This is a genomic window from Methylorubrum sp. SL192 (assembly GCF_026672325.1).
In the GTDB taxonomy this organism is placed as follows: Bacteria; Pseudomonadota; Alphaproteobacteria; order Rhizobiales; family Beijerinckiaceae; genus Methylobacterium; species Methylobacterium extorquens.
Map to the genome: position 1 here is coordinate 2,079,958 of NZ_JAPPQV010000003.1, position 15,474 is coordinate 2,095,431.

The 15,474-nt window shown below is 69.7% G+C and carries 18 protein-coding genes; 11 read left to right on the plus strand and 7 right to left on the minus strand.

From position 1 onward, the window contains the following. The first annotated feature begins 25 nt into the window (after positions 1 to 25). Positions 26 to 1,957, plus strand: coding sequence for a glucans biosynthesis glucosyltransferase MdoH (gene mdoH, locus OVA30_RS10480; RefSeq protein ID WP_268175402.1), 1,932 nt, complete (start codon positions 26 to 28; stop codon positions 1,955 to 1,957). Between the two features lie 91 nt (positions 1,958 to 2,048). Here mdoH and OVA30_RS10485 read toward each other — a convergent pair whose 3' ends face one another. Both OVA30_RS10485 and OVA30_RS10490 read right to left on the minus strand, forming a co-directional pair. Further along, positions 2,049 to 2,516 carry a hypothetical protein gene (locus OVA30_RS10485; protein ID WP_268175403.1) on the minus strand — a complete coding sequence of 156 codons (468 nt, stop codon included), beginning with the start codon at positions 2,514 to 2,516 and terminating at the stop codon, positions 2,049 to 2,051. An 89-nt stretch (positions 2,517 to 2,605) separates the two neighbouring features. Beyond that, complete coding sequence (locus tag OVA30_RS10490) at positions 2,606 to 3,823, minus strand: trans-sulfuration enzyme family protein (RefSeq protein WP_268175404.1); 1,218 nt, start codon at positions 3,821 to 3,823, stop codon at positions 2,606 to 2,608. Positions 3,824 to 3,920: 97 nt separating this feature from the next. Between OVA30_RS10490 and OVA30_RS10495 the strand changes: the two genes are divergently transcribed. Further along, positions 3,921 to 4,436: a TspO/MBR family protein gene (locus OVA30_RS10495; protein WP_003600585.1), complete on the plus strand. Its 516-nt coding sequence runs from the start codon at positions 3,921 to 3,923 to the stop codon at positions 4,434 to 4,436. Positions 4,437 to 4,596: 160 nt separating this feature from the next. Here the strand turns inward: OVA30_RS10495 and OVA30_RS10500 are convergent, their stop codons facing one another. Together OVA30_RS10500 and hpt are read right to left on the minus strand one after the other, a co-directional pair. After that, complete coding sequence (locus OVA30_RS10500) at positions 4,597 to 4,962, minus strand: response regulator (protein WP_003600588.1); 366 nt, start codon at positions 4,960 to 4,962, stop codon at positions 4,597 to 4,599. Positions 4,963 to 5,125: 163 nt separating this feature from the next. Next, complete coding sequence (gene hpt / locus OVA30_RS10505) at positions 5,126 to 5,695, minus strand: hypoxanthine phosphoribosyltransferase (protein WP_003600590.1); 570 nt, start codon at positions 5,693 to 5,695, stop codon at positions 5,126 to 5,128. Positions 5,696 to 5,912: 217 nt separating this feature from the next. Here hpt and OVA30_RS10510 point away from each other — a divergent pair, with 217 nt between their 5' ends. Both OVA30_RS10510 and OVA30_RS10515 read left to right on the plus strand, forming a co-directional pair. Beyond that, entirely contained in the window at positions 5,913 to 6,203 is a 291-nt protein-coding gene (locus tag OVA30_RS10510) for a ribbon-helix-helix domain-containing protein (protein WP_268175405.1), read from the plus strand. Further along, positions 6,190 to 6,519 (plus strand): type II toxin-antitoxin system RelE/ParE family toxin, encoded by a 330-nt coding sequence (locus OVA30_RS10515; protein WP_268175406.1) that lies wholly within the window; start codon positions 6,190 to 6,192, stop codon positions 6,517 to 6,519. Before OVA30_RS10510 ends, OVA30_RS10515 begins: the two co-directional genes overlap by 14 nt. Before the next feature lie 16 nt (positions 6,520 to 6,535). Here the strand turns inward: OVA30_RS10515 and OVA30_RS10520 are convergent, their stop codons facing one another. Then, the gene (locus tag OVA30_RS10520; RefSeq protein ID WP_268175407.1) at positions 6,536 to 7,291 is read right to left on the minus strand and encodes a DUF3426 domain-containing protein; all 756 of its coding nucleotides are present in this window, start codon (positions 7,289 to 7,291) and stop codon (positions 6,536 to 6,538) included. A gap of 109 nt (positions 7,292 to 7,400) precedes the next feature. Here OVA30_RS10520 and ftsE point away from each other — a divergent pair, with 109 nt between their 5' ends. From ftsE to OVA30_RS10535, 3 genes are all read left to right on the plus strand, one after another. Then, complete coding sequence (ftsE, locus tag OVA30_RS10525; RefSeq protein WP_268175408.1) at positions 7,401 to 8,162, plus strand: cell division ATP-binding protein FtsE; 762 nt, start codon at positions 7,401 to 7,403, stop codon at positions 8,160 to 8,162. Beyond that, positions 8,159 to 9,139 carry a cell division protein FtsX gene (locus OVA30_RS10530; RefSeq protein WP_268175409.1) on the plus strand — a complete coding sequence of 327 codons (981 nt, stop codon included), beginning with the start codon at positions 8,159 to 8,161 and terminating at the stop codon, positions 9,137 to 9,139. The genes ftsE and OVA30_RS10530 overlap by 4 nt, the downstream gene beginning before the upstream one ends. Positions 9,140 to 9,380: 241 nt before the next feature. Continuing rightward, positions 9,381 to 10,085, plus strand: coding sequence for a YdcF family protein (locus OVA30_RS10535; protein ID WP_268175410.1), 705 nt, complete (start codon positions 9,381 to 9,383; stop codon positions 10,083 to 10,085). 86 nt (positions 10,086 to 10,171) lie between these two features. On the opposite strand, the gene OVA30_RS10540 is transcribed toward OVA30_RS10535, so the two are convergent. Continuing rightward, entirely contained in the window at positions 10,172 to 10,546 is a 375-nt protein-coding gene (locus OVA30_RS10540; protein ID WP_253388373.1) for a response regulator, read from the minus strand. A gap of 272 nt (positions 10,547 to 10,818) precedes the next feature. On the opposite strand from OVA30_RS10540, the gene proB reads away from it, so the two are divergent. The 4 genes from proB (at position 10,819) to rsfS (ending at position 14,734) form a co-directional block, all read left to right on the plus strand. Then, positions 10,819 to 11,952, plus strand: a complete 1,134-nt coding sequence (gene proB / locus OVA30_RS10545; RefSeq protein ID WP_003600598.1) for a glutamate 5-kinase — start codon at positions 10,819 to 10,821, stop codon at positions 11,950 to 11,952. A gap of 124 nt (positions 11,953 to 12,076) precedes the next feature. Continuing rightward, positions 12,077 to 13,375, plus strand: coding sequence for a glutamate-5-semialdehyde dehydrogenase (locus OVA30_RS10550; protein ID WP_268175411.1), 1,299 nt, complete (start codon positions 12,077 to 12,079; stop codon positions 13,373 to 13,375). A gap of 55 nt (positions 13,376 to 13,430) precedes the next feature. Then, positions 13,431 to 13,988, plus strand: coding sequence for a nicotinate-nucleotide adenylyltransferase (locus OVA30_RS10555; protein ID WP_442786095.1), 558 nt, complete (start codon positions 13,431 to 13,433; stop codon positions 13,986 to 13,988). A gap of 443 nt (positions 13,989 to 14,431) precedes the next feature. Then, positions 14,432 to 14,734 (plus strand): ribosome silencing factor, encoded by a 303-nt coding sequence (rsfS, locus tag OVA30_RS10560; protein WP_003600601.1) that lies wholly within the window; start codon positions 14,432 to 14,434, stop codon positions 14,732 to 14,734. 8 nt (positions 14,735 to 14,742) lie between these two features. On the opposite strand, the gene OVA30_RS10565 is transcribed toward rsfS, so the two are convergent. After that, the gene (locus tag OVA30_RS10565) at positions 14,743 to 15,438 is read right to left on the minus strand and encodes a DUF4166 domain-containing protein (protein ID WP_268175412.1); all 696 of its coding nucleotides are present in this window, start codon (positions 15,436 to 15,438) and stop codon (positions 14,743 to 14,745) included. Positions 15,439 to 15,474: the final 36 nt, after the last annotated feature.

A 15,474-nucleotide genomic window follows, 5' to 3' on the forward strand; every position in this document is an offset into this window, starting at 1 on the left:
CCTCCCGCGAGTATCGACGCCGATCATGTCCAGCCCAGACTTGCCGCAGGCTGAACGCTCCGTCGAGGCGGGGGCCGGGGGTGAAGCCCGGCCGAGGGGCGCGGGCCCCGCGCCGCGACCGGCCTCGTTCCGCCTGCGTCGCCTCGCGCTGGCGGGGCCGACGCTCGCCACCGCCGCGGTCATCGCCGCCTTGGCGCTCGCGGCCTACGGCGTGCCGGAGACGTGGCTCGGGCGCGCCGTGCTCGGGCTCTTCGTCGTGCTGATGGCGTGGCAGAGCTTCACCGCGTGGCAGTATCTCTACGGGCTCATCGCCGCGCTGATGGGCGACCGCGCCCTGTCCGCGCTGGAGCGCCGCGCCGCGACGATTTCGACCCGTCCCACGGGCCTCAGCCGCACGGCGGCAGTGGTGGCGATCCATGCCGAGGACCCGCTCGCGGTGTTCTCCGCGATCCGGGTCATGGCCCGCTCGCTCCAGCGCGAGGGCGGCGACGGTTCGGACATCGACATCTTCGTCCTCTCCGATACCCGCGAGGGCGCCATCAGCGCGGTCGAGGAGCACGAATTCGCCCGCATCCAGCCCTGGAGCCAGCGCGAGGGCCGCGGCATGCCGCGCATCCGCTACCGCCGCCGCGCCGACAATTCCGGCCGCAAGGCGGGCAACATCGCCGAGTTCTGCACCACCTACGGGCACGAATACGACTTCATGATCGTGCTCGACGCCGACAGCCTGATGACCGGCGCCGCCATGCGCCGGCTCGCCCGGCTGATGGAGGAGAACCCGCGCACCGGCCTGATCCAGACCGTTTCCTACGCTGCCGGCCGCGACACGCTGTTCGCGCGCATCCAGCAATTCGCCGTGCGCCTCTACGCGCCGCTCTCCTTGCGCTGCCTCGAGACGTGGCAGGGGCCGGACGGCTCCTACTGGGGCCACAACGCAATCCTGCGCATCGAGGCGTTCGCCAACAACGCCGAGCTTCCGGTCCTCTCCGGCAAGCCGCCTTTGGGCGGCGAGATCCTCTGCCACGACATCGTCGAGGGGGCGCTGCTGCGCCGCGCCGGCTGGGACGTGCGCCTGCTGCCGGAGATGGGCGGCACTTGGGAGGAGATGCCCACCAACCTCATCGACCTGCTCGGGCGCGAGCGGCGCTGGTGCCAGGGCAACTTGCAGCATCTCCGCGTGCTGCCGATGAAGGGGCTGCTCGGTGCGAGCCGCTGGCATCTCGGCGTGGGTATCCTCGGCTACTGCGTCTATCCGCTCTGGATCGCTTTCCTCGCGCTCGGCACATGGCAGGCGGTGCGCTCCGGCGAACTCGGGCTGATCGGCTACGGCCTCGACGGCGGCAACGCAGCGGCCTGGGCGCTCGCGACCCTCGTCATCGCGGTGATGGCGCTGCCGAAGCTCCTGAGCCTCGGCTACGTCCTCGCCTCGGCCCGGCGCCGGGCGGATTTCGGCGGCACCCGCTCGCTGCTGGTCAGCGCGGCGCTCGAACAGGCGATCTGGGTCTTGCTCTGGCCGGTGATGGCACTGTTCGCGGCGGGTGCCGTGGTGACGACCCTGTTCGGGCGAGTGGTCCGCTGGGACACGCAGTCCCGCGACGATCGCAGCGTGCCGTGGCGTGAGGCTTTCCGCCTTCAAAGCGACGCGGTCGCGGCGGGCGGGGCGCTCGCGGTGCTGCTCGCCTTCGGCAATTCCTGGCTCGCCGTGTGGATGGCGCCGGTCGCGCTCGCCCTGCTGACGAGCCCGTTCCAGAGCGTGCTCACCAGCAGCACCCGCCTCGGCCTCGGCTCGAAGGCGCGCGGCCTCTTCCTCACCGAAGACGACACGCGCCCGGCACCGGAACTGCTCGAATTGCACCAGAGCCGCACCGCCGGTGCCGAGCCGGCGGCGATCACGGCCGCGCCATCCCCGTGGCTCCCCGTGACCATCGACGAGGCGAGCGCGCCGACTCTGCGCTGAGCCTTCCGCGCCGCAGGGAATTCGGCTTCGGCGTGAGGGCGCAGCCCTCGGCGCTCATACGCTCATAGGTCGGCGCGGATAAGCCGCTGGGCTACTTGCCCTCGAGCACCTCGATCGGGTTGGTGCGCTGGGTGGGCGCGGGCTCGCGGGTGAGGGTGCTCCCACCCGTCCTGTCGCCGCGGCTGGCTGCACCGCCGCCATCGGACTTCCCGGCAGAGTCGAGAGCGGGCTGTGTCGGGACCGCGCCGCTCGCCAGTTCAAGGCAGGTCAGCAGTTCGACATAGGACGGGAAGCCACCGGCCTGGAATTGCTGCGTGCATTGCGTCCTGGCCGCGGCCGGAAACTCGCTCCAGCGCTTCTTCAGATCCCGCTCGGCGCCGCGCTCGGAATTGAGGCAGGCATCCGCGCTGACATTGTCGCTGAGCGTCTTCTGCACCCGCTGTGCGGATTGGCAGGTCGCCGCGACGTCGAGCTTCGGCGGTCCATCCTCGGCCCGCGCTGCGCCGCAGACAAGGCCGAGGGACAGCGCGGCAAGGAGGAGGGGCGTACGGTTCATCATGGCGGTTTGCGTCCCGTTGGGGGCTCGTAGACCCGACAACGCACGGAGCCCTGCAACAGCCACGCGCCTTCACACAATTCGGAACTGCGTCACTCGGTCGGCCGATGCGCGCCCCTCAGAGCGGCGTCGAGATCGCGAAGCAGGTCGTCCGGATCTTCGATGCCGGTGGAGAGGCGCAACAGGTCGGGCGGGCAGGGGGTGCCCGACCCCTCGACGGAGGCGCGGTGCTCGATGAGGCTCTCCACGCCGCCGAGCGAGGTGGCCCGCTTCCACAGAGCCACCCGTGCGGCGGTCTCGATCGCCGCCGCCTCGCCGCCGGCCACGCGGATCGAGAGCATGTAGCCGAACCCACCCGTCATCTGACGCGCGGCAACTGCGTGGCCGGGGTGGTCGGGCAGCCCTGGATAGAGCACCGCACTCACGAGCGGATGCGCGGAGAGACGCTGCGCGAGGTGGAGCGCCCCGGCGCTCTGGGCGGCGGCGCGCAAGGGCAGCGTGCGCAAGCCCCGCATCAGCAGGTACGCTTCGAACGGGCCGAGGATCGCCCCCCAGCCGCCGCGGATCGCCACGAGACGATCCCAGAACGCATCTTTCCGCGCCCCGGCCAGGACGCCGGCCACCACATCGGAATGGCCGTTCAGGATCTTGGTGGCCGAATGCATCACGATGTCGGCCCCGAGCGTCAGCGGCCGCGTCAGGATCGGGCTCGCGGCGGTCGAGTCCACGGCGACCCGCGCCCCGGCGGCGTGGGCGATCTCGGCGATGCGGGCGATGTCGGCGACCGTGCAGAGCGGGTTGCCCGGCGTCTCGATCCAGACGAGACGGGTCTTGCCGGGCCGGATCGCGGCACGCACGGCTTCGGGGTCGTCCATCGGCACGAAATCGACCGCGAGGTCGAGGCGCGGCGCCTCCTGCCGCAGCCAGCGACGCAGCCCCCAATACATGACTTCAGGCGCGATCACGTGGTCGCCGCGCTCCAGAGCGCAGAACACGGCCGACGCCGCCGCCATGCCGGAGCCGAACAGCAGAGCGCCCGCTTCCGCCAGTTCGAGCGCGGCGATCACGTCCTCCGCCTCGCGCGTCGTGGCGTTGTCGGGCCGCGCGTAGACGAAACCGGAGCTGTAGGCGTTGTCGGCGTCGCGCAGATAGGTGGTGGAGAGATGAAGCGGCGGCACCACCGCCCGCGTCACCGGATCGATCCGGCCGAGCGCCTGCGCGGCCAGCGTCGCCGGCTGCCATTCCGCGGGCGACAGCGCCTCCGAGGGGGCTGCATCGGAAGTGCCGTGAGGCGCGTTGGACCGGCTCATGGGTTTCCTCGCTCGAGGTCGGATCGCAATGTCGGCTTGAGCGAATCCGCCGGACCGGGCAAGGCGAAGAAATGAGCGACGGAGCATTGCACAGCGCATGAGCGCACTGGACATCCCCGAGCGGCCGGCCCTGCCGCCGATCCCGCGGCTTGCCGCCGCGATCCTCCCCGTCCTCCTGGTGACGGCGGTGGGGTCGCTCTCGACCGGCGCCAATATCGAGGAGTGGTACACGACGATCCGCAAGCCGGCCTTCAACCCGCCGAACTGGGTGTTTCCGCTGGCTTGGACCGTCCTCTACACCCTGATCGCCGTCTCGCTCTGGCGGCTGCTCGGCGCGCGCCCGGTGCCGGGGCCGGCCCGGAAGGCATGGTGGCTGGCACTCGCCGCCTTCGGCGCCCAGCTCGTCCTCAATGCGGCCTGGACACCGGTCTTCTTCGCCGCCCACCAACTCGGCCTCGCGCTGATCGTCGCGCTCGCCATGCTCGTGATGATTCTGTGGACGATCCGCCTCTCCTGGCGCTTCGACCGGGCCGCGGCGTGGCTGCTCGTGCCCTACGCCGCCTGGGTGGCGTTTGCCTGCCTGCTCAACGGAACGATCTGGCAGATGAACTGAGGCTCGAGGGCGCATCCCGACGAAGGGGTCGCCGGCTCGACGAAACGCGGCGCCTCAAACCCACGATCGAGAGACGCCGGTCCGATGCAATCGGGTCGGATCGGGTTGTCGTGCATCGTCCCGAAAGGCGGTGGCCGGCTTTCGACAGCGAGACGATGCGTTAGGCCGCCAGCGCCCGCGTCACCGTGGAGCGCAGGTCGGCCAGGGAGAAGGGCTTGGTCAGCACGTCGGTGACGATGGCATCGAGGCCGCGGGCGCGTTCGCGCTGGTCGGCAAAGCCCGTCATCAGCAGGATCGTGAGATCGGGATAGTCGCGCTTGGCCGCGAGCGACAAAGCGATGCCGTCCATCAGCGGCATCCGAATATCGGTCAACATCAGGTCGAAGCCGCCGCCGGCCTCCGACAGGCGATCGAGGCCGTCGCTGCCGTCGATGGCCGTGACGACGGTGTGACCGTCCAACTCCAGCCCGCGCTTGAGGAAGCCGCGAACCGTATCCTCGTCATCCACGAGCAGGATGCGCGCCATGGTCGGGCGTCCTCTACCGTTCCTTCGATGTGGATCGTCGCGCCCGAGTGACCGCTGGGAAGTGCGGCCTGTCAAGCCTCATGCGCCGACAGAGTTCCATCGGCGGCCGATTTCAAGCAAGTCTCGCGTTCTTATCAGGAATTTGCCTGACCGGGATTGATGGTCAGGTGCCGCCGAACAGATCCGCGTCGCTGCTGTCGTAGTCGACCAGGCCGACGAAGGGGAGCTGGCGGAAGGCGTGGGCGGCGTCCATGCCGTAGCCGACGACGAACACGTCCGGGCAGGTGAAACCGACGAAATCCGCGTCGATCGTCACGGCACGCTTGCCCGGCTTCTCCAAGAGCACCGCGGTCAGCACGCGCTTGGCGCCGCGGGCCATCAACAGATCCTTGGCGAAGACGACGGTGCGGCCGGATTCGAGGATGTCGTCGACGAGCAGCACGTCACGCCCGCGCACCTCGCTCTGAACGTCGCGCAGGATCTCGACTTGGCCCGAGGAGACGGTGGAGTTGCGGTAGCTGGAGAGATGCACGAACTCGACCTGCGGCGAGAGCCCAGCCCGGTGGAGCGACCGCAGCAGGTCGGCGGCGAACATGAAGCTGCCCTTGAGCACCGCGACGACGAGCAGGTTCTCGGGCTTGGCCGCGACGATCTCGTCGGCCAACTCGTCGTTGCGCTTGGCGATCGCCGCCTCGTCGAACAGGACGCGGACGCGTTTCGATGCGTTGCTCATGCGGCTCGTGATGGTTTCGCGGAATGTTCCAACGGCACGAACCGCCCTCGGTCATGCCACGCCGCACCATACCATGCGCAGCGGGCTCCGCCAGCGCTGCAAGGTCGACGGAACGAGGACACCCGTTGATAGATCGACGCGATGTATCCGGGCTTCGCCGTGCGCGGGCAGTCGGATTTTATGCTACTCTGTCCCCGCGCAAACTGGGGAATCCGAAATGCCGTCGGCTGAAAAGATCAGCATTACGATGACGCCCGAACAGCTTCGGGTTGTGCGGGAGAGTGTCGCCGCCGGCGAGTACGCCTCGACCAGCGAGGTGCTGCGTGCGGCGGTGCGGCTCTGGCAGCGCCAGCGTCAGGAGGATGCCGAGCGCCTCGACGTCATCCGTGCCCGCATCCGCCGCTCGCTGGATGATCCGCGGCCCGACCTCACCGGCGAGGACGTCCGGGCGCGCCTCAAGGCACTCCACGCCGCAACCGTCGAGGCGCAGCGGAATGAAGCGCCTTGAGGTTACCTACCGGAACGAGGCAGAGGCCGACCTTCTCCGAATCTACCGATGGGTCTACGAGGCCAGCCTCAGCCCCGAGATTGCCGACCGCTTCCTGAATCGGCTCCTTGAACGGTGCGACCGGATCGGCGATGCGCCGCATGGCGGCCGTCCTCGCGATGATCTGGAGCCCGGCCTGCGCACGGTGCCGTTCGAACATTCGGCCGTTATCGCCTACCGGGTCGAGGCCGACAGGGTGCGCGTCGTCAACGTCTTCTACGGCGGCCGGGATTTCGAGGCTCTGTATCGCGGCCACGCACCGGACGGCGACGACTGAACCCCGCAACGAGTTTCTAATGGCTCTCAACGGCTCCCGCGCCGACGGCGGCATCGTCCGAAAAGCGGACCTCGACCTGCCGGCCCTTCTCCGGGGGAGCCGAGAGGCTCGCCTTGAACCGCGCCCGCTCGCCGGGCTCCAGGGCCGCGCGCGGTCCCGGAACGGTCCAGCGATAGAGCGACTGTCCCCCGGCGTCGCGGACCTCGACCTCGATCGCCGGCACGGCGACGCGGTCCCGGGCAACCGCCACGAGATCCCCCTCCACGACGAGCCGGGCGGGGTTGCTGCCGTCGGCAGCGACCTGAAACGCGGCGATGTCGATAAGATCGATGCCGCGCAAATTCACCGGCAGGCCGACGCGGGCGAACAGCCCCGCCGTCTGCGGCATCGCCCGCACGACGCTGGCGCGCCCGAGGAGCGCCAACGGTAGGGCGGCGGCAAGGACGAGGCAGGCGGCAAGCGCCGGAGAGAGGCGCCGGGCCTTGCGTTTCGGCTTGCTCCGTTTGGCGGCCTTCCCGGTGCTCGGCCGCGGACGCGGCACGGGTTCGTCGGCCGGTGCTTCGGTTGGCGGCGGCTCCGGAGATGGCGGAGCGGCGTTGGTCCCGGGCTCCTCGGCCGCCGACATTTCGTCGAACATCGCGGCCACCACCTCGTCGGACGAGATGAACCATGTCTCGCGGCAGGCCGCGCAGCGCACCGAGCGCCCGCTGGTGCCGACGCGGTCGGCATCGATGCGATACTCGCTGGCGCAGGCCGGGCAGACGATCAGCATGGGATGGGGTAAGCCGCGTCGGTGTCGGGTCCCGGCAGCGGGTTGCCGCGCTCTCGAAAAGGACACAAACGTTCTCACCGAGTAGGGTTAACCGGCGGTGAAGCCGGGTATGGCACAGGCGTGCTGTGTCGCGTGCGAAGCGTGGAGTGAGCGGGCCTTGTCGGCTGGGATCAAAACGGGCAGCCTCCTGTCCGGCGCGGAGGAGCCCGTCGTCCGGTTCGAGAGCGTCGGCATGCGCTACGGCCTCGGGCCGGAGGTGCTGTCCGATGTGAGCTTCGAGATCGCGCCGCATTCCTTTCAGTTCCTCACCGGACCGTCCGGGGCGGGCAAGACGACGCTGCTGCGCCTGATCCTGCTCTCGGTGCGCCCGACCCGCGGCATCGTCTCGGTGTTCGGCCGGGAGGTGAGCGGGATCTCCAACGACGCGCTCACGGGCCTGCGCCGCCGCATGGGCGTGGTGTTCCAGGATTTCCGCCTGCTCGATCACCTGACGACCTACGAGAACGTGGCGCTGCCCCTGCGCGTGCAGGAGCGCGCGGAGGCGAGCTACCGGGCGGAGGTCGTCGAATTGCTGCGCTGGGTCGGCCTGGGCGAGCGCATGCACGTCCTGCCGCCGCTGCTGTCGGGCGGCGAGAAGCAGCGCGCGGCGATCGCGCGGGCCCTGATCGCGCGGCCGGAACTGCTGCTGGCCGACGAGCCCACCGGCAACGTCGATCCGAGCCTCGCCCGGCGCCTGCTGCGGCTGTTCATGGAGTTGAATCGGCTCGGCACCTCCGTGGTGATCGCCACCCACGATTACGGCTTGATGGATCTCGTCGAGGCGCGCCGCATGGTGCTCGCCGACGGGCGGCTGCGGGTGGAAGGGCCATGAACGAGGTGCGCTCCCCCGCCCGGAGCGGCACGGCCGCGGCGAAAGCGGCGGCCTCCGCGTCCGAGGCGCCGCTTCCGGCCAACCTACGCCGCAACGCGCCCCTGGTGCCGACCGATTCCGCCGCGAGCCGGGCGCTTGCGGCGGTCATCGCCATCCTCACCTTCCTCGCGGCACTCTGCGCGGGTGCGGCGGAGATCGCCGTCTCCAGCGCCAGCCAGTGGCAGGGCAGCGTCGCGCAGGAGGTGACGGTACAGATCCGGCCCGGAGCCGGGCGCGACATCGAGGCGGACGTGAAGCGGGCCGAAAGCCTCTCACGCGCCGCACCGGGCATCGTCGGGGCGCGCATCTTCTCCAAGGCGGAATCCGAGCGGCTGCTCGAACCCTGGCTCGGAAGCGGTCTCGACATGTCGGACCTGCCCGTTCCACGCCTGATCGCGCTGACGCTCGCGAGCGACCGGAGCCCCGACCTGACCGCTTTACGCGCCGCACTCACCGAGGCGCTTCCGGGCGTGGCGAGCCTTGACGACCACGCGCTCTGGCTTCAGCGCCTCTCGACTATGGCCAACACCTTCGCCGGCATCGGCATCGGCATCGTCCTCCTCGTCCTGTTCGCCACCGGGCTCGCCGTGGTCTTCGCGACCCGCGGCGCCATGGCCGGCAACCGCGAAGTGGTCGAGGTGCTGCACTTCGTGGGCGCCGACGACGACTACATCGCCAAGGCCTTCCAGAGCCGCTTCTTCCGCTTAGGTTTGAGGGGAGGGGCGTTGGGTGCCGGCGCCGCACTTCTGACCTGCGCACTCGCCGGCTTGTTCGCGCGGATGTGGCGCTCGGGACCAGCGGGCGAGGAGATCGAGGCGCTGTTCGGGACGTTCCAGATCGGCTGGCAGGGTTACGCCATCATCGTGCTCATCGGCGTGATCGCGTCCCTCGTCACGGCGGCCGTGTCGCGGTTCACCGTGCGCCGGTTCCTCCGATAGAATCAGCTCGATCGAACCCGTTAACGTTTCGACAACCATTGGGAACCGAGAGTCCCGGCATCGACATCGTTCATGAGCCCCTGTTCCGTCCGTCATGCTTCCGCGAGTGCCCCGCCGACAGGCGGCCGGCCCGGGCCGGCTCCCAAACGAATCTACCTCGGAGTCCCACCGCGAGGCGCTCGGATGGTCCTGGGTAGCGGACCTGTCGGCCCACGCCTCGTCGCAGCCCTGCGCAGCTCGAATGAATGAGGCCCCTGCGCGGCCGGGGCGCGGCATCCGGCTCCTTCGGGCCTTCGTCGGTCTTTCCCTGCTCGGCCTGCTCGCACTGGCGGGCGGCTTCCTCGCCTTCGTCGCGGTGGTCGAGCGGACCGACCGGCCGGGTCTGGACGGCGTTGACGGCATCGTCGCCATGACCGGGGGCTCGCAACGGGTCGGCGATGCCATCGACCTGCTTGCGGAAGGCCATGGCAGGCGGCTGCTGATCTCCGGCGTCAACGAGCGCACCACCCGCGACGAGATCGTGCGCCTCAACCCGTCACAGGAACACTGGATCACCTGCTGCGTCGATCTCGATTACCGGGCGCGCAACACCATCGGCAACGCCATCGAGACCCGGCGCTGGATGCGGCGCCACAGCTTCGCCACCGTCGTGGTCGTGACGTCGAACTACCACATGCCGCGCACCCTGGTGGAGCTGCGCCATGCCCTGAAGGACGGCGAGACGCTGATCCCCTATCCCGTCGTCTCCGATGGGCTCGATGTCAGCCGCTGGTGGGCGGATCCGGCGGTGACCCGTCTGCTCGGGGCCGAATATCTCAAATTCCTGGTCGCCTGGGGACGGACCCGCTTCGAGTCCGACCCGGAGCAGTCACGCTTCGCCGTGCTGATCGGGCGCCGCCAGCCGGTGAAGGTCGTGGCCGAACGGCTGCTGCGCGAGGCGAACTGACCGGCGCGGCAGCCCCGCCCATGGCCGGCACGGCGTGCCGACGATTCAGGCCTGCTATGCCGCTGCCATGGCCGAAAAGCCGGGGGTCAGGCGGGCGGCATCAGCGCGCTCAACGCCCTCAAGATCGTATCGAACGTCACCGGCTTCTCGAACCGTGGTACGGCGGCGTACGCCTCCGGAATGGCGCCGGCGTCGTAGCCCGTCACGAACACGAAGGGTGTGCGTCGGGCGATCAGCCGCTCGGCGACGTCGTAGGCGCGCGCGCCCCTGAGCCCGAGATCGAGAATCGCCCCGTCCACAACGATGGCGGGGTCGAGGATATCCAGGGCCGCTTCGACGCTGGCGACCGGACCGTGGACGACGGCCCCGGCCTTCTCCAAGCCATGGCGCAACTCATCGGCCCAGAAATAATCGTCCTCGACGACCAGAATGCGGCGGTTCAGGAGGGCACTGACCGGCACGGGGGCACTTCCTCCGATTTTTTTAGCGCGTCGAGATGCACGCGAGCTTCGCGTGAGGCCACCCCTCGGCACCATCATTCCAGACCACATGATTAACATGGGCTAGTTTGCCTGGCGTATCACTCGTTCGCGAAAAATCACCTAGAAATTGTGCAGGCCCGAATTTGGCGGACGGCTGATCTGCAGCAAGGATCTGGCCAGGACCGGACGTTTGATGCACAGGAACCGTCTTCGACACCGGCACTCGCCAGGCTCCCCGTAACGACTGTCGCATGACCGCGCTTCTCCCTCCCGCTCTCGAAGATTTCCGCCGCGTCGTCGTGAAGGTCGGCTCAGCCCTCCTCGTGGATCGCGCGCGGGGACGCCTGCGTCACGCGTGGCTCGCCGCTCTCGCCGAGGACATCGCCGACCTGCATGGTCGCGGCGTCGATGTCGTCGTCGTCTCCTCCGGCGCCATCGCGCTCGGGCGCACGGTGCTGGGCCTTCCGCCCGGTGCGCTGCGCCTGGAGGAGAGCCAAGCGTCGGCGGCGGTGGGCCAGATCGCGCTCGCCCGGTACTGGACCGAGGCGCTCGGTCACCACGACATCGTCGCGGGACAGGTGCTGGTGACGCCCAAGGACACCGAGGAGCGCCGCCGCTACCTCAATGCCCGCGCGACCGTGCAAAAACTCCTCGAAGTGCGCGCGGTCCCGGTCGTCAACGAGAACGACACGGTGGCGACCGCCGAGATCCGCTACGGCGACAACGACCGGCTGGCGGCGCGGGTTGCCACCATGATCGGCGCCGATGTGCTGGTGCTGTTCTCCGACATCGACGGCCTCTACACCGCGCCGCCCCACACCGACCCGCAGGCGCGCCACCTGCCGGTGATCGAGCGGGTGACCCCGGAGATCGAGGCGATGGCCGGGGGGCCCGCTTCCGATCTGTCCCGCGGCGGCATGCGCACCAAAGTCGAGGCGGCCAAGATCGCCGCCAGCGGCGGCACCCACATGGTCATCGCCGACGGGCGCGGAAAGAACCCGCTGCGCGTGGTCCGCGAGGGCGGACGCTGCTCGTGGTTCCTGTCGGGCTCGACCCCCACCGCCGCGCGCAAGACCTGGATCGCGGGCTCGCTGGACGCCTCCGGCACCCTCGTCGTTGATGCCGGCGCCGCCCGCGCGCTTCAGGGCGGGGCGAGCCTGCTGCCGGTGGGCGTCACCGCCATCGAGGGGAGCTTCGCCAAGGGCGACACCGTGCTGATCCGCGGACCCGAGGGGCGCATCCTCGGGCGGGGGCTCGTGGCCTATGACAGTGCGGACGCCGCCGCCATCATTGGCCGCTCCAGCCGCGAGATCGCCGCCGCCTCGGTCCAGGCCGGACGGACGGAAATGATCCACCGCGACGACCTTGCAATGATCGGGGCCTGACGCGGCAACTTAACATCGACGCTTGTTCAACCCCAAGGCGATGTGCAAAGGGGCGCGGGAGGGTGCATATGCATTCAAATGCGCAATCGCGCCGCCCCAGCGGTGCCAGACGGGAAGCACGAGCGTGCCTGTCCTGAATCTCAAGTCCGATCTCGCGGACGCCGACGACCTCGAGACGCTGATGGCCGGCATCGGCCGGCGCGCCCGCGCCGCCGGCCGGGCCATGGCGCTCGCGCCGGCGCAGACCAAGGATCTGGGCCTGCGGGCCATCGCCGAGCAGATCCGCGCCAGCGCCCCGGCGATCCTGCGCGAGAACGCGCGGGACGTCTCCGCCGCGCAGGCCGCGGGCCTCACGAACGCGATCATCGACCGCCTGACCCTGGACGAGGTCCGGGTCGCTGCGATCGCCGAAGCCGTGGAAAAGGTCGCGGGCCTGGCCGATCCGGTCGGACGCCAGCTCGCTGCCTTCGAGCGGCCGAACGGCCTCCTGATCGAGCGCATCTCGGTGCCGCTCGGCGTCGTCGGCGTCATCTTCGAGAGCCGCCCCAACGTGACGGCGGATGCCGGCGCGCTCTGCCTCAAGGCCGGCAACGCCGCGATCCTGCGCGCGGGCTCGGATTCGCACCGCACCGCGACCGCCATCGCGGCGGCAATGAGCGAGGGGCTCGCCCGCGCCGGCCTGCCTGCGGATGCAATCCAGCTCGTCCCGACCCGCGACCGGGCCGCGGTCGGTCTGATGCTTACCGGCCTCGGCGGCTGCGTCGACGTGATCGTGCCTCGCGGCGGGCGCAGCCTCGTGGAGCGCGTCCAGGCCGAAGCCAAGGTCCCGGTCTTCGCCCATCTCGACGGCATCTGCCACGTCTACGTGGCCGAAGGCGCCGATCTCGGCATGGCGCGCAGCCTGCTCCTCAACAGCAAGATGCGGCGCACCGGCATCTGCGGCGCCGCCGAGACGCTGCTCGTCGATGCGGCGGTCGCCGAGACCCACCTCAAGCCGCTGGTCGAGGCGCTGCTCGAATCCGGTTGTGCCGTGCGCGGCGACGCGGCGACGCAAGCCGCCGACCCGCGGGTGAGCGCGGCGACCGACGCGGATTGGCGCACCGAGTATCTCGACGCGATCATCTCCGCGAAGGTGGTCGATGGGCTCGATGCGGCGATCGCTCATATCGAGGCCAACGGCTCGCACCACACCGACGCGATCATCACCGACGACACCGATGCCGCCGCGCGCTTCCTCAACGAAGTCGATTCGGCGATCGTGACCCACAACGCCTCGACGCAGTTCGCCGATGGCGGCGAGTTCGGCTTCGGCGCCGAGATCGGCATCGCCACCGGGCGGATGCATGCCCGCGGCCCGGTCGGCGTCGAGCAGCTCACCACCTTCAAGTACCGGGTCCACGGCAGCGGCCAGACGCGGCCGTGACGCGCTGACGGCGGTTCCTCTGCGCGATCACAGGCTACCGCCGGCCGCGCCCGGCATGCGGATCGGCCTCTACGGCGGTTCGTTCAACCCGGCGCATGCGGGGCACCTGCATGTGAGTCGCACCGCCCTGCGGCGCCTTCGGCTCGACCGGGTCTGGTGGCTGGTCACGCCCGGCAACCCGCTCAAGGACCATGGCGTGCTCGCTCCGCTGGATGAGCGGGTGGCGCAGGCGCGGGCGCTCGCCACCGATCCGCGCATCGCAGTCACCGGCTTCGAGGGGGGGATCGGCAGTCGCTACACCGCCGATACGCTGCGCTGGCTGGTCCAGCGCCAACCCGCTCTTCACTTCGTGTGGATCATGGGTGCGGATTCGCTCGGCACCTTCCATCGCTGGCGCCGTTTCGACGAGATCCTATCGCTGATGCCCGTCGCGGTAATCGACCGTCCCGGTTACACGCTCACGGTGCCGTCGGCGCGGGCGGCGCAGGCGTTCGCGTCGGCCCGAATTCCGGAGGCGGACGCTCCCACCCTGGCGATCCGCCCCACGCCGGCCTGGACCTTCCTCCACGGCCCGCGCTCCGCCTTATCCTCCACCGCTCTGCGCACGCGGTAACCGGGCCTCCTGCCGACCGAGTTCCTGCCGACGCCATGACGTCGAAGCGCGCCGTCACCGCGGCCTACGACACCCAGAAGGGGACGGTCGCATCCGTTTGAAAGCCACCGGTTACAGTGTCGCGCCGGGCCGAATCCGCGCTCGCCGTACGGCGCCCGCTCGCAGCGTGGCCGTCCTTCGATCGGTGGCAAAAGCGTCTATGAGATGGGCGCGCGACGCCGCGTTTTGCCTCCCCAATCGCGGCACACGAGGCTTAGGGCGCTTCTTCCGCTTGAAAAGTGGGCCGAAAGCGGCCAATTTCAGCGCGTGGCGGGATCGCCGCGAATTGATCTTCAGGAACCGAGACCCTGTCCGCACACATTCCACACGTCGGTGTCAGCTCCGATGCCGAGCCTGCCTCCTCCGACGCGCTGAAGGCCCTGGCCCTCGGATGCCTCGATGAGATGAAGGCTGAGGAGACCGTCGAGATCGACCTCGCGGGCAAGACCTCGCTCGCCGATACGATGATCATCGCGTCCGGCCGCTCGCAGCGCCATGTCGGCTCGATCGCCGACAAGATCATCCAAGAGATGAAGGCCAAGGGCTTCGGCAACGCCCGCGTCGAGGGCATGCCGGCCTGCGACTGGGTGCTGATCGATGCGGGCGATATCCTCGTCCACATCTTCCGCCCCGAAGTCCGCGGCTTCTACAACCTCGAGAAGATCTGGGGCGCCGACCGGCCGTCGGGCGCGCTTCTAGCCGGCTGAAACCCCGATCAGGGCGGCGCGGCGGTCACCTCGTCGCGCGCATCGACTTGGTCGGAGAACTCCGCCTCTTGGCGTAGCAGCCGGCCGAGCCAAGCGTGACGGATTTCCAGAACGAACCGGAAGGCGCGGGCGCCGGTGGCGTCGTGGCTGACCGTCAGGGTGCCCGGCGTCAGCCATCGCGGCAGGATGAGCCGGAAGCCCGGAAGATCGATGAAATAGCGCTCGCTGCGAAACACGAGCGCCCGATTCTCCACCAGAACCCGCAGACTCATGCCGAGCCCGGCGCCGACCCGCTCCTCCAGACCCGTCGGTCCCCGGAAGCGCTTGGCCGAGTGGATCGCCTGCGGGAAGCCTGAGCCGCGGGCGTAGAGCCGCGTCCAGATCTGGCCGTTGCCGGCGCCGTCCTGGGTGACGGCGACCACACTCGGCATGTTGGCGATCCGAGCTGTCGGCAGCGGTGCGCCGACGAGGCGCAAGATCTGGGCGAGCAGCCAGCCGAGCCGGGTCAGTTGGGTCTCGACCACCCGCCCGGCATAGACCGCACTTTCGCCCTCGCCGAGCCGCTTGGAGAAGCGCCGCCGCACGGCAGGGGGCAGCCGCGCCCAATCCGCCTCCGGCACCAGCGCGCGAAAACGCAGGTCGAGCAGTTCCGCCGGGCGGACCGGGGCTGCGTTCGAAATGGCGGCTTTGCCGGCGGCACGCATCAAGGGCCTCCTCAGACACTCCCCCGGACGCCGGAC